General features: G+C 70.5%; 22 protein-coding genes and 1 pseudogene. 1 reads left to right on the plus strand and 22 read right to left on the minus strand.

Features of this window, described 5'->3' with window-relative positions; genetic code table 11:
• The 22 genes from rlmD to G6N75_RS15075 form a co-directional block, all read right to left on the minus strand.
• Positions 1 to 1,323 carry a 23S rRNA (uracil(1939)-C(5))-methyltransferase RlmD gene (gene rlmD / locus G6N75_RS04755; RefSeq protein WP_165347118.1) on the minus strand — a complete coding sequence of 441 codons (1,323 nt, stop codon included), beginning with the start codon at positions 1,321 to 1,323 and terminating at the stop codon, positions 1 to 3.
• Positions 1,320 to 2,093 (minus strand): 3'-5' exonuclease, encoded by a 774-nt coding sequence (locus G6N75_RS04760; RefSeq protein ID WP_165347120.1) that lies wholly within the window; start codon positions 2,091 to 2,093, stop codon positions 1,320 to 1,322. Before G6N75_RS04760 ends, rlmD begins: the two co-directional genes overlap by 4 nt.
• Entirely contained in the window at positions 2,090 to 2,476 is a 387-nt protein-coding gene (acpS, locus tag G6N75_RS04765; protein WP_165347122.1) for a holo-ACP synthase, read from the minus strand. Before acpS ends, G6N75_RS04760 begins: the two co-directional genes overlap by 4 nt.
• A complete protein-coding gene (gene pdxJ, locus G6N75_RS04770; protein ID WP_165347124.1) occupies positions 2,473 to 3,210 on the minus strand; it encodes a pyridoxine 5'-phosphate synthase in 738 nt (245 codons plus the stop codon). The genes acpS and pdxJ overlap by 4 nt, the downstream gene beginning before the upstream one ends.
• Positions 3,211 to 3,309: 99 nt before the next feature.
• Positions 3,310 to 4,014: a DNA repair protein RecO gene (recO, locus tag G6N75_RS04775; protein ID WP_346765492.1), complete on the minus strand. Its 705-nt coding sequence runs from the start codon at positions 4,012 to 4,014 to the stop codon at positions 3,310 to 3,312.
• A 5-nt stretch (positions 4,015 to 4,019) separates the two neighbouring features.
• Entirely contained in the window at positions 4,020 to 4,925 is a 906-nt protein-coding gene (era, locus tag G6N75_RS04780) for a GTPase Era (protein ID WP_165347127.1), read from the minus strand.
• Positions 4,918 to 5,592: a ribonuclease III gene (gene rnc, locus G6N75_RS04785; RefSeq protein ID WP_165347129.1), complete on the minus strand. Its 675-nt coding sequence runs from the start codon at positions 5,590 to 5,592 to the stop codon at positions 4,918 to 4,920. Before rnc ends, era begins: the two co-directional genes overlap by 8 nt.
• Positions 5,589 to 5,954, minus strand: coding sequence for a DUF4845 domain-containing protein (locus tag G6N75_RS04790; protein WP_165347131.1), 366 nt, complete (start codon positions 5,952 to 5,954; stop codon positions 5,589 to 5,591). The genes rnc and G6N75_RS04790 overlap by 4 nt, the downstream gene beginning before the upstream one ends.
• A gap of 56 nt (positions 5,955 to 6,010) precedes the next feature.
• On the minus strand, positions 6,011 to 6,811 hold the full coding sequence (gene lepB, locus G6N75_RS04795; RefSeq protein WP_240900941.1) for a signal peptidase I: 801 nt from the start codon (positions 6,809 to 6,811) through the stop codon (positions 6,011 to 6,013).
• Between the two features lie 33 nt (positions 6,812 to 6,844).
• A complete protein-coding gene (gene lepA, locus G6N75_RS04800) occupies positions 6,845 to 8,638 on the minus strand; it encodes a translation elongation factor 4 (RefSeq protein ID WP_165347162.1) in 1,794 nt (597 codons plus the stop codon).
• Between the two features lie 71 nt (positions 8,639 to 8,709).
• Complete coding sequence (locus G6N75_RS04805; RefSeq protein ID WP_165347133.1) at positions 8,710 to 8,958, minus strand: glutaredoxin family protein; 249 nt, start codon at positions 8,956 to 8,958, stop codon at positions 8,710 to 8,712.
• Entirely contained in the window at positions 8,955 to 9,413 is a 459-nt protein-coding gene (locus G6N75_RS04810) for a SoxR reducing system RseC family protein (protein ID WP_165347135.1), read from the minus strand. The genes G6N75_RS04805 and G6N75_RS04810 overlap by 4 nt, the downstream gene beginning before the upstream one ends.
• A complete protein-coding gene (locus G6N75_RS04815; RefSeq protein WP_165347137.1) occupies positions 9,410 to 10,402 on the minus strand; it encodes a MucB/RseB C-terminal domain-containing protein in 993 nt (330 codons plus the stop codon). Before G6N75_RS04815 ends, G6N75_RS04810 begins: the two co-directional genes overlap by 4 nt.
• On the minus strand, positions 10,399 to 11,001 hold the full coding sequence (locus G6N75_RS04820) for a sigma-E factor negative regulatory protein (RefSeq protein ID WP_206202926.1): 603 nt from the start codon (positions 10,999 to 11,001) through the stop codon (positions 10,399 to 10,401). Before G6N75_RS04820 ends, G6N75_RS04815 begins: the two co-directional genes overlap by 4 nt.
• Before the next feature lie 14 nt (positions 11,002 to 11,015).
• On the minus strand, positions 11,016 to 11,600 hold the full coding sequence (rpoE, locus tag G6N75_RS04825; RefSeq protein WP_165347141.1) for an RNA polymerase sigma factor RpoE: 585 nt from the start codon (positions 11,598 to 11,600) through the stop codon (positions 11,016 to 11,018).
• Complete coding sequence (locus tag G6N75_RS04830; protein WP_165347144.1) at positions 11,548 to 12,072, minus strand: protein YgfX; 525 nt, start codon at positions 12,070 to 12,072, stop codon at positions 11,548 to 11,550. Before G6N75_RS04830 ends, rpoE begins: the two co-directional genes overlap by 53 nt.
• A complete protein-coding gene (locus G6N75_RS04835; RefSeq protein WP_206202927.1) occupies positions 12,041 to 12,310 on the minus strand; it encodes a succinate dehydrogenase assembly factor 2 in 270 nt (89 codons plus the stop codon). Before G6N75_RS04835 ends, G6N75_RS04830 begins: the two co-directional genes overlap by 32 nt.
• 72 nt (positions 12,311 to 12,382) lie before the next feature.
• The gene (locus tag G6N75_RS04840; protein ID WP_165347147.1) at positions 12,383 to 13,165 is read right to left on the minus strand and encodes a succinate dehydrogenase iron-sulfur subunit; all 783 of its coding nucleotides are present in this window, start codon (positions 13,163 to 13,165) and stop codon (positions 12,383 to 12,385) included.
• A gap of 15 nt (positions 13,166 to 13,180) precedes the next feature.
• Positions 13,181 to 14,974 (minus strand): succinate dehydrogenase flavoprotein subunit, encoded by a 1,794-nt coding sequence (gene sdhA, locus G6N75_RS04845; protein ID WP_165347149.1) that lies wholly within the window; start codon positions 14,972 to 14,974, stop codon positions 13,181 to 13,183.
• A 1-nt stretch (position 14,975) separates the two neighbouring features.
• The gene (gene sdhD / locus G6N75_RS04850) at positions 14,976 to 15,356 is read right to left on the minus strand and encodes a succinate dehydrogenase, hydrophobic membrane anchor protein (RefSeq protein WP_165347152.1); all 381 of its coding nucleotides are present in this window, start codon (positions 15,354 to 15,356) and stop codon (positions 14,976 to 14,978) included.
• Positions 15,353 to 15,745: a succinate dehydrogenase, cytochrome b556 subunit gene (gene sdhC / locus G6N75_RS04855; protein ID WP_165347154.1), complete on the minus strand. Its 393-nt coding sequence runs from the start codon at positions 15,743 to 15,745 to the stop codon at positions 15,353 to 15,355. The genes sdhD and sdhC overlap by 4 nt, the downstream gene beginning before the upstream one ends.
• A gap of 88 nt (positions 15,746 to 15,833) precedes the next feature.
• Positions 15,834 to 16,013, minus strand: coding sequence for a DUF1674 domain-containing protein (locus tag G6N75_RS15075; RefSeq protein WP_206202928.1), 180 nt, complete (start codon positions 16,011 to 16,013; stop codon positions 15,834 to 15,836).
• Between the two features lie 111 nt (positions 16,014 to 16,124).
• Here G6N75_RS15075 and G6N75_RS04865 point away from each other — a divergent pair.
• Positions 16,125 to 16,452, plus strand: a pseudogene (locus tag G6N75_RS04865) (folate-binding protein); the annotation flags it as partial.

The following is a 16,452-nucleotide window of genomic DNA, read 5'->3' on the forward strand; positions in this document are numbered from 1 at the left end:
TCAGCCCCCGTCCTCGCGGGTGAACAGGGCGATCGATTCCACGTGCGCGGTATGCGGGAACATGTCCATCACGCCGGCGCCCTCCAGCCGGTAGCCGTGCTCATGCACGAGGATACCCGCATCCCGCGCCAGCGTCCCGGGATGGCAGGAGACATACACGATGCGGCGGGGGCGCAGCCGCGGCACCAGCCCGACCGCCGCCTCGGCCCCGGCGCGGGGCGGATCGAGCAGCAGGGCGTCGTACGGCCGGCGCGCCCAGGGCAGCTGCCGGCTGTCCTCGAACAGGTTCGCCACGTGGAAGCCGACCTCGAGGCCGTTGCGCGCCGCATTGTCGCGCGCCCGCCGGACCAGCGCCTCGTCGCCCTCCACGCCGGTCACCTCGGCGCCCTGGCGCGCCAGCGCCAGGCTGAAATTGCCCAGCCCGCAGAACAGGTCCAGCACGCTCTCGCCCGGCGCCAGCCCCAGCAATGCCACCGCGCGGCTGACGGCGCGCCGGTTGAGCTCCGCGTTCACCTGCACGAAGTCGGTCGGCAGGAACTCGAACTCCAGCCCGAACCCGGGCAGGCGGTAGTGCGGCGGCGCTGCGTCCTCGTGCAGCGGCCGCGCCGTGTCGTTGCCGCCCGGCTGGAGCCACACGTCCACGTCCTGCGCCGCGCCGAATCGGTCGAGCCGCAGCAGGTCCTCCGCCGTCGGCGGGTCGAGCACCCGGAACACCAGCACGCGCCGATCGTCGCCGACCGCGACTTCCACCTGCGGCAACCGCCGCGCGATGCTCAGGCTGCCGATGAGCTCGCCGATCGCCGGCAGCATTGCGCCGATGCCGCCCGCCAGCACCGCACAGCTGTCCATGTCGGCGAGCAGCGGCGCGCGGCGCTCGCGGAATCCGACCAGCACCCGGCCTTTCTTGTCCACCTTGCGCACGCCCAGCCGCGCCTTGCGCCGGTAACCCAGGCTGGGGCCGGCCACCGGCTCCCAGCGCGCCGCCGCCGCCACGCGCCCGATGCGCTGGAGGTTGTCATGCAGGGTGTCCGCCTTGGCCCGCAGCTGGGCCGCGGGCGCGAGATGCTGGAGACTGCAGCCGCCGCACACGCCGAAATGCGGGCAGGGCGGCGCCACCCGGTCGGGCGAAGCCTGCAGCACCTCGACCAGCTCCGCTTCGTCGTGGCTGCGCCGGCGGCTGACACGGCGGGCGGTCACCCGCTCGCCCGGCAGGGCGTCGGCCACGAAGACGGTCTTGCCGTCGAGCCGCGCCACGCCGCGGCCGTCGTGCGCCAGGTCGATGATCTCTGCCTCGAAGGGGGTTGCGTCCGGCCTGCGGCTCACGCCCGTCCCCAGGCCTCGAGGAACTCCCGCAGGTGCGCGCGGCCGTCCTGCTGCAGGGTCTCTGCGAGCAGGGCGAACTCCCGCTCGAGCTCCTTCGCCGTGTGCCGGCCCCGCATCTGCTCGAAGCTCAGGTACACCAGCCAGGTATTGAGCACGTCGGTCTCGCAATAGTCGCGGATCGCCTGGAGGTGCCCGGCGCGATACTCGTCCCACACCCGGTCGCCGCTCATGCCGAGCTTGCCCGGAAAGCCCAGCAGCACCGCGACTTCGTCGAGCCGGGCGGCGCCGCGGAACTGGTAGCCGGCGAGCACGTCCATCAGGTCGAGATGGCGCCAGTGGAACCGGCTCAGGTAGTTGTTGAAACGGAAGTCCCGGTCGGCGTCGCCGGTCTCCCAGTAGCGCGTCGCCACTACGCCATGGCGCAGCGCCCGGTAGTGCAGGACGGGCAGGTCGAAACCCGAGCCGTTCCAGGACACCAGGTCCGGGGTGAAACGCTCGATGCCGTCGAAAAAGCGCGCCACCAGTTCCTGTTCGCCGCTGTCCGCATCGCCCAGCGTCCACAGTTTCAGGCCCTCGCGCGAGCGCAGCACGCAGGAGATGGCGACCACCCGGTGCTGGTGCAGCGGCAGGAACTCGCCGCCCGACTGCTCGCGGCGCCGCTGGAACATCGCCTGGGCGACGGCCTCGTCGTCGAGCCCGTCCAGCCCGAGGTAACGCCGGCCGAAATCCGTGTCGGGCACGGTCTCGATGTCGAATACCAGGGTGTTCATGCTGCCGACCTCGTCAGCACGACGAAGGCGACCACCAGCCCGGCCTCGTCGGTCAGGCTGACGTGGCCGCCGGCGATCCCGAGCGCCGCGCAGCGCGCCCGGCCGCGCGCGGAAAAAACGATCTCGGGCTTGCCCCAGTCGTCGGCCACGATGCCGACGTCGCGCAGCCACATGCCGTGACGGAAGCCCGTGCCCATGGCCTTGACCACGGCCTCCTTGCCGGCGAACCGCATCGCCAGGAAGCGTGCCTGGCGGCCGTTGCGGCGGAACTGCGCCTCCTCCTCCGGCATCAGCAGCCGCTGCACGAAGTGCTCGCCGAAGCGCGCGAACATGGCCTCGATGCGGTCCAGGCGCACGACGTCGGTGCCGATGCCGAAAATCACTGCAGCCGGGCCTCGGTCATCAGGCGCTTCATTTCGATCACCGCCGTCGACAGGCCGTCGAAGATGGCGCGGGCCACGATCGCGTGGCCGATGTTCAGCTCGGCGATCTCGGCGATCCGGGCGACCGGCTGGACGTTGTGGTAGTTCAGCCCGTGGCCGGCGTTCACCTCCAGCCCCAGCCCGGCGCCGTGGCGCGCCGCCGCCTCGACCCGCCGCAGCTCCGCCCGGCGCACCGTCTCGTCCGCGCCATCCGCATAGGCGCCGGTGTGCAACTCCACCACCGGCGCGCCGGCGGCTACGGCCGCCTCCAGCTGGCTCGCCTCCGGGTCGATGAACAGCGAGACCCGGATGCCGGCGGCCGCCAGGCGGTCGACGGCGGCGCGCACCCGCTCGAGCTGCCCGGCGACGTCCAGGCCGCCCTCGGTGGTCAGTTCCTCGCGGCGCTCCGGGACCAGGCACACGTCGCGCGGCCGCACGTCCAGCGCAATGTCGATCATCTCGTCGGTGACTGCCATCTCGAGGTTCATGCGGGTCTGCAGCACGTCTTTCATGGCCCGCAGGTCGCGGTCCTGGATGTGGCGGCGGTCCTCGCGCAGGTGCAGCGTGATGCTGTCGGCGCCGGCCTGCTCGGCCATCAGGGCCGCGTAGACCGGGTCGGGATAGCGGGTACGGCGCGCCTGGCGGATGGTGGCGACGTGGTCGATGTTCACACCGAGGGCGATGCTGTGTTTCATGCGGGCTCCTGCGCTGCGCGCGATCACCCGCCCATGATACCGGCCGTGACCACCGCTTGGGGACTGTCCCCAGGACATGTCCTGGGGACAGTCCCCAACTCAGCCGCGGAACTGCCGCAGCAGCTCGCGCGTTTTCAGCGGGCGCCCGTCGAGATGCACGTCGAGCGCCGCGCGCAGCAGGCGCCGCGCATCTGCCAGCGCCCGGGCGTCGGCCAGCTCGCCGGTGGCGAGCGCGTGCAGCGAGGTACCCAGCAGGGCGCCTTCGGCATCGGCCGCGCAGGGCGTGAGCCCGCCGGCCGGGTGGTAGCGGTAGCACTGCGCACCGGTCACCGGCTGGCCGGCCTGGTCGAAACCGAGGTCCGGCCCGTAGCCGAGCACGTCCAGCAGCAGCTTTTCGAAGCGGCGCAGGGCCGGCGCCGGCGAGCCGGGCGCCCGGAGCGCCTCGAGAGTCGCCGCATAGCCCGGGAACAGGCCGGCGTGCGGGTCCAGCCTGGCCGTCAGGCGCAGCAGCAGCTCGTTCACGTAATACAGGGCGAGCAGCGCCTCGCCGGCCGGCAACGGCCGTGCCGCCCCGTCCGGCTCGGCGGCCGTGAGAGTGCCCAGTTCGCCGCGCAGCTGCCATGACAGCAGCAGCGGCCGGAACGGCTGCAGCAGCGGCCGCAACCGGCTGCGGCTGCCGCGCGCCCCGCGCGCCACCAGGCCGACCCGGCCATGCGCCTGCGACAGCACTTCCAGCAGCAGGCTGGTGTCCCGGAAGGGCCGGTGATGCAGGATGAAGCCGGGCTCGAGCTCGACGCGCAGCACTGCGCTCAGTCGCCCTCGTAGCCGAGCCGCCGCAGGTCCGCCTCGCGGTCGGTCCAGCGCTCGCGGACCTTGACCCAGAGCTCCAGGTGCACCGGCCGCCCGAAGCGGGCCTTCAGCTCCAGCCGGGCGGCCTGGCCGACCGCCTTGAGCATCTCCCCGCCCTTGCCGATGACCATGGCCTTGTGGGACTCGCGCTCGACCCAGATCACCGCCCGCACCTCGAGGCGGCCGCCCGACTCGCTCTCGGCCAGGTGCTCGATCTCCACCGCGACGCCATAGGGCAGCTCCTCCCGCAGCCGGCGCATCAGCTTCTCGCGGATCACCTCGCCGATGTGGAAGCGCTCGTCGCGATCACTCCACTGCTCCGCGGGAAACAGCGCCGGCCCCGCCGGCATCGCCTGCTCGAGCAATGCCTGCAGCCGGTCCAGGTTGTCGCCCCGCTCCGCCGAGAGCGGCACCACGGCCGCGAACTCCCCGCGCCCGGCCGCCTCCTGCAGCAGCGGCAGCACCGCGTCCCGCGGCCGGACCCGGTCGATCTTGTTCAATACCAGGAACACCGGGCTGCCCGCCGCGCGGGCGCGCGCCAGCGCGTCTTCGTCCTCGCCGGTCCAGCGCCCCGCTTCGGTCACCAGCACCACCGCGTCGGCGTCGGCCAGCGAGGCCTGGGCGCTGCGGTTCATGGCGCGGTTCAGCGCCTTGTCCTGGCGGCGGTGCATGCCCGGCGTGTCGACGAAGAGCAGCTGCGCCGCCGGCCCGGTCGCCACTCCGATGACCCGCTGCCGGGTGGTCTGCGGCCGGCTGGTGACGATGCTGACCTTGTGCCCGACCAGCGCATTGACCAGGGTCGACTTGCCGACGTTGGGACGGCCGACGACGGCGATGAAGCCGCAGCGGTAAGCCGGCTCAGTCATCGAGCTGCCCCAGCATGTCGGCCGCCGCCGCCTGCTCCGCCGCGCGCCGGCTGCGGCCGTGGCCCGCGGTCTCGGCCTCCAGCGCCGGGACCCGGCAGGTGACGCTGAAGTGCTGGGCGTGATCCTCGCCCGCCACGGTGTCCACCCGGTATTCCGGCAGCGCCAGCCCGCGGGCCTGCAGCCGCTCCTGCAGGCGCGTCTTGGGGTCCTTCAGGTCCTCGTGGGCCGGCAGCTCGTCCAGCTGCCCGCCGTACAGCCGCTCCACCACCGGGCGCAGCGCGGCCAGGCCGCCGTCGAGGTAGATCGCGCCGAGGATGGCCTCCAGGGCGTCCGCCAGGATGGAGTCGCGGCGGAAGCCGCCGCTCTTGAGCTCCCCGGGGCCCAGCCGGAGGCGGCGCGGCAGGCCGAGGTCCCGCGCCATCGGCGCCAGGTTCGAGCGCCGGACCAGGCTGGCGCGCAGCCGGCTGAGATGGCCCTCGGGCGCCTCCGGCAGCCGCCGGTACAACAGCTCGGCCACCACCAGCCCGAGGGCGGCGTCGCCGAGGTACTCCAGCCGTTCGTTGTGACGGCCGCCGGCGCTGCGATGAGTCAGCGCCAGGGCCAGCAGGGACTCGTCCGTGAAGCGGTGGCCGAGCGCCTGCTCGAGCCACCGGGAATCATCGGTCAACGCACGACCTCGACCGCCTTGTCGAACTCCACCGCGAAATAGATGTTGGCGAGGAACGGGGTGCGCCCCTCGTACTTGGCCTGCACCTGGTAGCCGTTCGCCGTGCGGTCGATCTCGATGTCCTTCGCGGTGATCGCGCGGACGCTGTCGATGTCGAAGCGACGGGAGATGGAGGTGCGGATCTGGGCCGGCCCGGCATTGCTGCCGTCCAGGTCCCGCTTGACCGCGTCGAGCGTGGAATCGATTTTCATGTACTCGAGATAGACGGGGACCAGCCGGATGCCCGCCAGCACGAATACGCCGGCGATCATCGCGACGATCACCATCCCGATCAGTGTCATTCCCTGCTGCTTCTTGCGCATTGCCATTCCCCTTCGAAGGCTGCGTGAACCCGTGGCGCGGCGGCCCATCGGCCGGTTCATTCTATGCGGTTGCCGATACGATGCCACAGCGGCCGGCCGGCTTCCGCATCCCAGTTCATCCAGATCCTCACCGCCTCTCCCACCAGGCTGTCCTCCGGGATGTAGCCGATGATACGCCCGTCGCGGCTGCAGTCGCGATTGTCGCCCATGACCAGGTACTGCCCGGCCGGCACGGGCCGGTCCAGGAAGGGACTGCTCCGGTCGCGCTGGGCGCCGAGGAAGACGCGGTGGCGTTCGCCGTTCAGCGTCTCGTAGGCGACCCGGGCATCGAACCAGAAGCCGCCGCACTCGACCCGCTCGATCTCGTCGGTGAGTTCGAGCGGCACCGGCTGGCCGTTGATCCACAGGCGCTTGTCGCGCAGCGAGACCACGTCGCCGGGGACGCCGACCACGCGCTTGATGTAATTGGTGCCGGGGTCCGACGGCAGGCGGAACACCGCCACGTCGCCCCGTTCCGGCCGCCCGAGCGCTGCGATCTCGGTGTTCAGCACCGGCAGGCGCAGCCCGTAGCTGAACTTGCTGACGAAGATGAAATCGCCCACCCGCAGGGTCGGCATCATCGAGGTCGAGGGGATGCGGAACGGCTCGAAGAGGAAGGAGCGGATCAGCAGCACCGCCAGCACCACCGGGAAGAAGGAACGGCTGAACTCCACCAGCGCCGGCTCCCGCGGCGGCTCCGCGCCCTCGCCCGCCGCGGCGGCCCGCGCCGCGCGCTGGCCCCTCAGGAGGGCGACGTCCAGCGCCCAGATGAAGCCCATCGCAAAGGTGAGCAGAACGAGAATTAGAGAAAAATCCAATGCTTGCCCTCGATTATTCGCGTGGAGTATTCGTTATTTCCGCTCGACCTGCAAGACCGAGAGAAAAGCTTCCTGCGGAATTTCCACGCTGCCGACCTGCTTCATCCGCCGCTTGCCTTCCTTCTGCTTCTCCAGCAGCTTGCGCTTGCGGGTGATATCGCCGCCGTAGCACTTGGCCGTGACGTTCTTGCGCAGCGCCTTGACGCTGCTGCGGGCGATGATCTGGCCGCCGATCGCCGCCTGGATGGCGACTTCGAACATCTGCCGCGGAATCAGCTCCCGCATCTTCTCCACCACCTCGCGCCCGCGGCGGTAGGCGGTCTCCCGGTGCACGATCACCGACAGGGCGTCGACCCGCTCCCCGTTCACCAGGATGTCGAGCTTGGTGAGGGGCGCGACCTGGTAGCGCTCAAAACGGTAATCGAAGGACGCATACCCCCGGCTGCAGGACTTGAGGCGGTCGAAAAAGTCCAGCACCACCTCCGATAACGGCAGCTCGTACTCGAGCTGGACCTGGCTGCCGGTGTAATGCATGCGCTTCTGCACGCCGCGCTTCTCGACGCAGAGCTTGATCACCGCGCCGACGTGCGCATGGGGCACGAGGATGCTGGCGGTAATGATGGGCTCGCGGATCTCGGCCACGAGGTTGCCGCCCGGCAGCCGCGAGGGATTGTCGACGGCGATCACGCTGCCGTCCGTCTGCAGCACCTGGTACACCACGGTGGGCGCCGTGGTGATCAGGCTCAGGCGGTACTCCCGCTCCAGCCGCTCCTGGACGATCTCCATGTGGAGCATGCCGAGGAAGCCGCAGCGGAAGCCGAAGCCCAGCGCAGTGGAAGTCTCGGGCTCGAAATGCAGCGCCGCGTCGTTGAGGCGCAGCTTGTGCAGCGCCTCGCGCAGGTCCTCGTAGTCTTCCGAGTTGATCGGGAACAGGCCCGCGAACACCCGCGGCTGGACCTGCTTGAAGCCCGGCAGCGGCGCGGCGCAGGGCGCGTTGTCCAGCGTAATCGTGTCCCCTACCGGGGCGCCGTCGATCTCCTTGATGCCGGCGATGAGGAAACCGACCTGGCCGGTGCCGAGCTGCTCGCGGTCGGTCCGCTTGGGCGTGAAGATGCCGACGCGGTCGGCGTTGTGGGCGCGCCCCGTGGACATCACGCGGATCCGGGCCCCCTGCTGCAGCACGCCGTTTACCACCCGCACCAGCGACACCACACCGACGTAGTTGTCGAACCAGGAGTCGATGATCAGCGCCTGCAACGGGCCGTCGGGGTTGCCGCCGGGCGGCGGGATCCGCTGGATGATCGCCTCGAGCACGTCCTCGACGCCGACCCCGGTCTTGGCGCTGGTCAGCACGGCGTCGCGGGCCTCGATCCCGATGATCTCCTCGATCTCTTCCTTGACGCGCTCGGGCTCGGCCGAGGGCAGGTCGATCTTGTTGATGACCGGGATCACCTCCAGGCCGGCCTCGACCGCCGTGTAGCAGTTGGCGACACTCTGCGCCTCGACGCCCTGGGCCGCGTCCACGATCAGGATCGCGCCCTCGCAGGCGGCCAGCGAGCGCGAAACCTCGTAGGAGAAGTCCACATGCCCCGGGGTATCGATGAGGTTGAGCTGGTACTCCCGGCCGTCGCGCGCCCGGTACTGCAGCGACACCGATTGCGCCTTGATGGTGATGCCGCGCTCGCGCTCGAGATCCATGGAGTCGAGCACCTGGGCCGCCATCTCGCGGTCGGCCAGCCCGCCGCAGACCTGGATGAAGCGGTCGGCGAGCGTCGACTTGCCGTGGTCGATGTGGGCGATGATGGAGAAGTTGCGGATCAGTTCCATGGCGGGCACGCAGCACGCCGGCTTCGCGCCGGCCGGGCATTATAACGGTCCGGCACCTTCGCCGCGCAGGCTCAGGCCGGCGGCTGCCCGAGCGCTGCCCGCAGGCGCTCCGGGTCGAGGAAGTGCTTGCAGACGACCTCGCCGTCCAGGCACAGCACCGGGACGTCGCGCCCGAACCGCGCTGACAGCGCCGGCGAGTCGTCGATATCCACCAGCGCGACCTCCGCGCCGGCGCCGGCGACCTCCCGGACCGCCGCCTCCATCTGCTCGCACAACGAGCAGTCGCGCCGCGTGTAGATCACCAGCCCGGCAGCGCTCATCGGCTGCCGCAACCCGCGCCGTCCGTGCGCCGCAGGATCATCGGCTGCAATGCCGCATCCCCGGCGTGCCGGCGGCCGTAGGCCCGGGCCCAGCCGAAGCCGAGCAGGAAGCCGGCGACGGCGCCGGCAATGGTGCCGATCTCGCCCGCGCCGAGCACCACGCCGGCCGCCACCGCGCCGGCCAGCGCTCCCAGCAGCGGCACCAGGTAGACGGCCAGGGCCGCGCGCAGCACGGCATCCTCGCCCAGGCCGATGAGCACCTGGTCGCCCGGCGCCACCGCGACTGCGCCCGTTGCTGCACGCACCTTGTGCAGGCGGTCGCCGAGCAGCTTGCCGAGCACGCCGCCGCCGCAGCCGCGGCCCTCGGCACAGCGGGCGCATTCGACCTGGCGCCGGCAGGCCACCAGGGCCCACTCGCCGTGCACTTCGAGCACGCGGCCGGTCTCGGTGATCACTGCGGGGGCGGGTCGAGGGGGCGCAGGGAGCGCGCCAGCCGTTCCACGGTATTCGGCGGAACTTCGCCGACGGCCGTCACCTGGCGGCCCTCGATGACCAGCGTGAAGGCGTGGGCGGCGCCCATCCGTGACAGCCCGGCAAGCTCGCCGTCCCCGCCCTCCGCGGGTTCCACGAACAGCGACACCGAGGCCAGGCCGTCCGAATACACCAGGTGCTCGACCTCATGCTCGGTGCCGGGCATGGGACGTACCCGGGCCTCGCGCAGGGCGAAGCCGGGCGGCGGATCCGTCACCTCCCAGCCGGGCATGGCGGCTCCCGCGCCGGCCCGCTCCCGCGACGGCTCCTGTTCGTACCAGGTGAAGCCGTCGGTGGCGACGTCGGGCTGGAGCCGCGCATCCGAGATTTCCGCCGGCACGATCATGCTGACGAACTGGATCTGCTCCACCGTGCGGCCCGCCGGATCGAGCAACTGGATCTTCAGCGGAATCGCCGTGACCTGGTCCAGCCACAGGCGATGACCGTAACGGAACTCGTCGCGGGGCCGGATCTCGATGATCTTCGCCGTGCGGCCGAGCTTGCTGTCGGTACCGGCCTCGGCAAAGTCGTACCATTGCTCGATGTCGCTTGCGCCTTCCAGCAGCGCGCCGAGCAGCGGCGCGCCATGGCGGCCGGCGCGGCGCTCCACCAGGACGGTCTGCTGGTCGGCGAAGATGCAGGTGACCTTGCCGTTGCGGCGCAAAATCTCGCGCCCGGGCTGGTCCCGCGAGAACAGGCGTTCCGACACCTCCCCGTCCACCGCGCGGTGGATGACGTGCATGGTCTCCACCTGGTTGCCGACCATGTGGACGAAGGTGCCCTCGTAGCTGAGGGACTCGACCGCCTGCTCCATGCGTGACAGCCACTCGCGGGCCTCGTCGGCCAGCGCGGCGGCCGGCAGGATGCAGAGGGCCGCCGCCAGCACCCGGGGCTGCACGATGAGGCGCGTCATCGCGTGGTCCCGTTCTCCTCCTGGACGTCCGCGGCGTCTTCCGCCTGGCCGGCGTCGCTGCGCGCCGCCTCCGGCTGGATGACGATGATGCGCGTCAGGGTGCCGCGCCCGCTCAGGGCCGGGGCGTACTCGCTGTGGTTGAAATAGTAGCGGGTCAGCCGGTCCGGCCCGCCGCCGGCGGGCCGGGTATAGACCGGCTGGATGGACATCAGCTGCTCGGGCGAGGGCGACGCGACTTCAGTGGCGGAAATGGTGGGCGGCGGCAATTCCGGCTGGCGTCCCGGCAGCGCCAGGAGCGCCACCATGGCCACCGAGGCGGCGACCGCGAAGCCGCCGGCGAGACGGCCGTAGCGCCAGGGCGTGCGGCCGGGGGCAGCGGCTGGCGCCGGGGTGTCGCCCAGCTGCGCGCGGACCCGCTCGACCAGCCCGGCGGGCCGCCCGGGCGGCAGCTCGTTGCGCAGGGCGTCGCCGATGAGGCTGTAGCGCAACGTGGCCTGATGCAGCGCAGGGTCGCGCGCCATCCGTCGTACCGCCATCGGCACCTCGGCCCCGGGAAGCTCGCCGTCCAGCAGGGCTGACAGCTGCTCTTGCGCATTCATCGTCATGTTCGTCCTCACCGCCCCGGCTCGAGCAGGGGCTTCAGTCGCTTGTCTATGGCCTCGCGGGCGCGAAAGATGCGCGACCGCACGGTGCCAACGGGGCAGTCCATCGCGCCGGCAATCTCTTCGTAACTCATGCCCTCGACCTCGCGCAGCACGATGGCGGTGCGCAGGTCCTCCGGCAGGGCTTCGATCGCGTCGTTCACGGTCGCGCGAATCTCCTCGGAGAGCGCCAGTCCCTCGGGAGTGTCTTCCTCGCGCAGGCGACCGTGCAGCTCGTACTGGTCGGGATCCTGCAGGTCGAGGCCGAGGTCGTCCGCCCGGCGCTTGTTGGCGGCCAGCTGGTTCTTGGCCGTATTGATCGCGATCCGGTACAGCCAGGTGTAGAAGGCGCTGTCGCCGCGGAAGGACGCGAGTGCGCGGTAAGCCTTGATAAAGGCCTCCTGGGCGACGTCGAGGGCTTCGTCCGGGTCGCGCACATAGCGGGTGACCAGCTTGACGATCTTGTGCTGGTACTTGCCGACAAGAATGTCGAACGCTGCCTTGTCACCCTGCTGGACCCTCTCGACCAGCAGCTGGTCGCTGCTCTTCGTGCCCATGCGGGCGCGTACCTCGAAAGCCGGATGGAATAGCCGCCGGCATTCTAGCGCGTCCTTCGTACCAACCGACAATCACCATCATTCGCCGCCAGTTGTCTGAGTCCATCGAGTCCCGCGGCAGCAGTACTCGCCAAACGGCGCCCCCGCAATCAAAATGCAGGAACGCTGCGGATTTTGTGACCACGGAACTACCCCTGAGTTCCATGTCCTCTCGGTTATCCCCTATGCCAACGCGCTGCCAGCCTTCGTCGAGGCTCCAGGCAAGCGCGGCCACCCCGCTGCCGAGCGGCCGGATGGCGCGTCGCAGCGACCAGGGCAGGCCGGCCATCACTGCCAGCAGCAGGCCGGTGGGCAGGATCGAGAGGAAGATGGCGCCGGCGGCCAGCAGGTGGCCGAGCGCGAGCCAGGACGCCAGGGCGCGGGACGCCCCGGGGCGGAACTCAATCAGCTCGTCGTAGGCACTCCAGGACACTCGCCAGGGCCTCGCTGTCGGGCGCGAGGCGGTCCGTGAGCAGGGCGTGGATCTCGGGGTCCTGCCATTCCAGCAGGGCCGCGAACGCCGCCCGCTCCGCCGCGCCCGCCTGCGGCCAGTCGCGCTCCATGTAGCGCATCAGCAACACGTCGAGCTCGCGCATGCCGCGCCGGCAGCGCCAGCGCAGGCGGCCGAGCTCACCGGGCGTCATGGTGCCTTCGTCGGGCGGCGGGGTCATCGGGGAATATCCGGAGGAATTATCGGCTTAGTGGGGACTGTCCCCAGGACCGGTCCTGGGGACAGTCCCCGATCAATACTGCCGCTCGGCGAGCTTGAGCTTGATCTCGGCGATGGCCCGGGCGGGATTGAGGCCCTTCGGGCAGGTCCGCGTGCAGTTCATGATGGTGTGGCAGCGGTACAGCTTGAAGGGATCCTGCAGCGCGTCGAGCCGCTCGCCGGTGGCCTCGTCGCGGCTGTCCACGATCCAGCGGTAGGCGGCCAGCAGGGCCGCCGGCCCGAGATAGCGATCGCTGTTCCACCAGTAGCTCGGGCAGGCCGTCGAGCAGCAGGCGCACAGGATGCAGGCAGAGGGCTCGTTGATCTTCTCCTGGTCCTCCTTGGACTGCAGCCTTTCACTGTCGGGCGGCGGCGGCGTGCGCGTCTGGATCCAGGGCTTGATGGACGCATACTGGGCATAGAAGTTGGTGAGGTCGGGCACCAGGTCCTTCACGACCGGCAGGTGCGGCAGCGGGTAGATCTTCACGTCGCCGCTCACCTCGTCGATGGCCTTGGTGCAGGCCAGCGTGTTGGTGCCGTCGATGTTCATGGCGCAGCTGCCGCAGATCCCCTCGCGGCAGGAACGGCGGAAAGTCAGCGTCGGATCGACCTCGTTCTTGATCTTGATCAGCGCGTCGAGAACCATCGGGCCGCAGCGCGCCACGTCCAACTCGTAGGTGTCCAGGCGCGGATTCTCGCCAGTGTCCGGGTCGTAGCGATAGACCACGAACTGCTTCACCTGCTTCGCGTCCGCGGGCGCCTGGAACTGCTTCCCCGGGCGAATCCTCGAGTTGGCCGGCAGCCTGAATTCAGCCATGTCAGCTCATCTCCCTCAGTAGGTCCGCGCCTTGGGCGGGATCGGTTCCGCGTCGCTGGTGAGCGTCTGGAGATGGACCGGGCGGTAGTCGATCTCGACCCGGGTCGGCGCGGTGCGCCAGGCCAGGGTGTGCTTCATCCAGGACTCGTCGTCGCGCTCGGCGTAATCCTCGCGCGCGTGGGCGCCGCGGCTCTCCTTCCGGTTGTCCGCGGAGACGATCGTCACCAGCGCCTGGCCGAGCAGGTTGTCCAGCTCGAGCGTCTCCAGCAGGTCGGTGTTGAACACCATCGAGCGATCGGCGACCTTCACGTCGGCGAAGGACTCGGCGACCGCCTTGAGCTTCCCGACCCCCTCGGCCAGCACCTCGCCGGTGCGGAACACGGCGGCGTGCTCCTGCATGGCGCGCTGCATCTCGAGCCGGATCGCCGCCGTCGGGCGGTCGCCGTCGGCATGGCGCAGCCGGTCCAGCCGCTCGATGGCAGCCTCGCCGGCATCCGCCGGCAGCGGCGCGTGGCGCTCGCCCGGCTTGAGCAGGGCGCCGCAACGCTTGGCTGCCGCGCGGCCGAACACCACGAGATCCAGCAGCGAGTTGGAGCCGAGCCGGTTGGCGCCGTGCACGGACACGCAGGCCGCCTCGCCCACGGCCATCAGCCCCGGCACCACGTGCTCCGGATTGCCGTCGCGCAGCGTCACCACCTCGCCGTGGTAGTTCGCCGGGATGCCGCCCATGTTGTAGTGCACGGTCGGCAGCACCGGGATCGGCTCCTTGGTCACGTCCACGCCGGCGAAGATGCGCGCCGTCTCGGCGATGCCGGGCAGGCGCTCGTGGATGACCTCCGGGCCGAGGTGCTCGAGGTGCAGGTGAATGTGGTCGCGGTGTTCGCCGACGCCGCGGCCCTCGCGGATCTCGATGGTCATGGAGCGGCTCACCACGTCGCGCGACGCCAGGTCCTTGGCGTTGGGCGCATAGCGCTCCATGAAGCGCTCGCCCTCGTTGTTGGTCAGGTAGCCGCCCTCGCCGCGCACGCCCTCGGTGATCAGGCAGCCCGCGCCGTAGATGCCGGTCGGGTGGAACTGCACGAACTCCATGTCCTGCAGCGGCAGGCCGGCGCGCAGCACCATCGCGTTGCCGTCGCCGGTGCAGGTGTGCGCCGAGGTGCAGGAGAAATAGGCCCGGCCGTAGCCGCCGGTGGCCAGGATCACCCGGTGCGCGCGGAAGCGGTGCAGCTCGCCGGTCTCGAGGTTCCAGGCCATGACGCCGCGGCAGGCGCCCTCCTCGTCCATGATCAGGTCGAGGGCGAAGTACTCGATGAAAAACTGCGCCTGGTGCTTGAGCGACTGCTGGTACAGCGTGTGCAGCATGGCGTGGCCGGTGCGGTCGGCGGCGGCGCAGGTGCGCTGCGCCGGCGGGCCCTCGCCGAAGCGCGTGGTCATGCCGCCGAAAGGCCGCTGGTAGATCTTGCCGGCCTCGGTGCGCGAGAACGGCACGCCGTAGTGCTCCAGCTCGATGACGGCGTCCGGCGCCTCCTTGCACATGTACTCGATGGCGTCCTGGTCGCCGAGCCAGTCCGAGCCCTTCACGGTGTCGTACATGTGCCAGCGCCAGTCATCGTCGCCCATGTTGCCCAGCGCCGCGCTGATGCCGCCCTGCGCCGCCACGGTGTGGCTGCGGGTCGGGAACACCTTGGTCACGCAGGCCGTGCGCAGGCCCTGCTCGGCCAGCCCGAAGGTGGCGCGCAGGCCGGCCCCGCCGGCGCCCACCACCACCACGTCGTAGCTGTGGTCGACGATCTTGTATGCGCTGCTCATGTCAGCGTCCCCCGATGGCGATCTGCAGCACCGCCAGGACGCCCACGGCGGCCGCGATGGCATGGATGAATTGGAGCGCGATCAGCAGCGGCACCTTCATGGCGCCGTGCACGTAGTCCTCGGCGATCACGCGGGTGCCCAGCTGCGAGTGCCAGGCCGCCGTCAGCACCAGCAGGACCAGCAGCGACGCATTCAGCGGCTGACCGATCCAGGCGACCAGCGCGGCGCGGTCGCCCAGGTCGGCGCCGAGCATGGAGACCGCAAACCACAGGCCGAGCAGCGCCAGGCCGACCGCCGTCACCCGCTGCTGCCACCAGTGCGCGGTGCCGTCGCCGGCCGAACCGAGGCCGAGCGCCCGGCCGAGCGGGGTGCGCAGGCTCATGCTCCACCTCCCGCCAGCAGCAGGCCCCAGGCGACCAGCGTCAGCGTGGCGGAGGCCAGCAGCACGATCCACCCGGAACGGTAGACCTGGGCGATCTCGAAGCCGCGCCCCGTGTCCCACCACAGGTGCCGGATGCCGTTGCACAGGTGGTAGAAGAAGGCGAACACGCCGAGGAAGAGCACGACCCGGACCGGCCAGGACCCGAGAACGCCGAGCGCGGCCGCGTAGGCGGCCTCGCCCGCTGCCAGCGCCGCCAGCCAGTACACCAGGAGCAGCAGCCCCACGGCGAGCACCGCGCCGGTGAAGCGATGGGAAATGGACAGCACCGAGGTAATCTGCGGACGGTAGACCTGCAGGTGCGGCGAAAGGGGCCTTTTGCCGGCAGTCATGGGCCTGGTCCTCCTTGGCAGGACGAGCGCTTGATCATGCGAACCACGGAACGGCGAGCCGTCGAGGGACGGATGCGCCGAGCAAGTATCAGAAATCTATGCAACGGCCGTTCTTTTCCCAGTCGCCGTACCGCACCGGCTCCGGGCCCTCGCGTCCCCCGATTTCTTTCGGCCGCGGCTTCGCGGCGGTTTCGGGCACCGCGCGCGCGACCGCGTCGGCCGCTTCGGTCTCGGGATTGCCGGGATTGTCTTTGGCCTGCTCGGACATGACCCCGGATTTTGCCATGCACCGCAACAACTGACCAGCATCGGGATCTCGCGCGTCCGCCCGCCGCGTTAGAATTCCTGCCTGGTCCCTGCCCCGGAGCCACGATCACCGATGAGCCAGACTGCCTTTGCCCTCCCTGCCCTCGCCAGCCTCCGCGTGACCGGGGAGGACGCCCGCAGCTTCCTGCAGAACCAGCTCTCCGCCGATCTCGGCCTCGTCACGGGCACCCAGGGCCAGCTGGCGGGCTGGCACGACCCCAAGGGACGGGTCCTGGCCTTCCTGCGGGTGCTGCCGGCGCCCGACGGCTTCCTGCTCGTCATGCACGCCGGCCTGCTCGAGACGGTGCTGAAGCGGCTGCGCATGTTCGTGCTCCGCGCGAAAGTGGCGCTGGCGGCCGGGCCGCCGGTCTATGGCGTGAGCGCGGCCGCGCTGCCGGGCC

It is taken from the genome of Thioalkalivibrio sp. XN8, assembly GCF_011058255.1.
Lineage (GTDB): Bacteria > Pseudomonadota > Gammaproteobacteria > Steroidobacterales > XN24 > XN24.

Bases quoted from the DNA above. Each gene is read 5' to 3' on its own strand.
- sdhD (WP_165347152.1), bottom strand. From the start codon at position 15,356: ATGAGCCTGCGCACCCCGCTCGGCCGGGCGCTCGGCCTCGGTTCGGCC.
- rpoE (WP_165347141.1), bottom strand. From the start codon at position 11,600: ATGGGCACGAAGAGCAGCGACCAGCTGCTGGTCGAGAGGGTCCAGCAG.
- era (WP_165347127.1), bottom strand. From the start codon at position 4,925: ATGACTGAGCCGGCTTACCGCTGCGGCTTCATCGCCGTCGTCGGCCGT.
- lepA (WP_165347162.1), bottom strand. From the start codon at position 8,638: ATGGAACTGATCCGCAACTTCTCCATCATCGCCCACATCGACCACGGC.
- G6N75_RS04815 (WP_165347137.1), bottom strand. From the start codon at position 10,402: ATGACGCGCCTCATCGTGCAGCCCCGGGTGCTGGCGGCGGCCCTCTGC.
- G6N75_RS04760 (WP_165347120.1), bottom strand. From the start codon at position 2,093: ATGAACACCCTGGTATTCGACATCGAGACCGTGCCCGACACGGATTTC.
- sdhA (WP_165347149.1), bottom strand. From the start codon at position 14,974: ATGAGCAGCGCATACAAGATCGTCGACCACAGCTACGACGTGGTGGTG.
- G6N75_RS04835 (WP_206202927.1), bottom strand. From the start codon at position 12,310: ATGACCCCGCCGCCCGACGAAGGCACCATGACGCCCGGTGAGCTCGGC.
- sdhC (WP_165347154.1), bottom strand. From the start codon at position 15,745: ATGACTGCCGGCAAAAGGCCCCTTTCGCCGCACCTGCAGGTCTACCGT.
- G6N75_RS04820 (WP_206202926.1), bottom strand. From the start codon at position 11,001: ATGAATGCGCAAGAGCAGCTGTCAGCCCTGCTGGACGGCGAGCTTCCC.
- G6N75_RS15075 (WP_206202928.1), bottom strand. From the start codon at position 16,013: ATGTCCGAGCAGGCCAAAGACAATCCCGGCAATCCCGAGACCGAAGCG.
- pdxJ (WP_165347124.1), bottom strand. From the start codon at position 3,210: ATGAAACACAGCATCGCCCTCGGTGTGAACATCGACCACGTCGCCACC.
- G6N75_RS04805 (WP_165347133.1), bottom strand. From the start codon at position 8,958: ATGAGCGCTGCCGGGCTGGTGATCTACACGCGGCGCGACTGCTCGTTG.
- G6N75_RS04790 (WP_165347131.1), bottom strand. From the start codon at position 5,954: ATGCGCAAGAAGCAGCAGGGAATGACACTGATCGGGATGGTGATCGTC.
- G6N75_RS04840 (WP_165347147.1), bottom strand. From the start codon at position 13,165: ATGGCTGAATTCAGGCTGCCGGCCAACTCGAGGATTCGCCCGGGGAAG.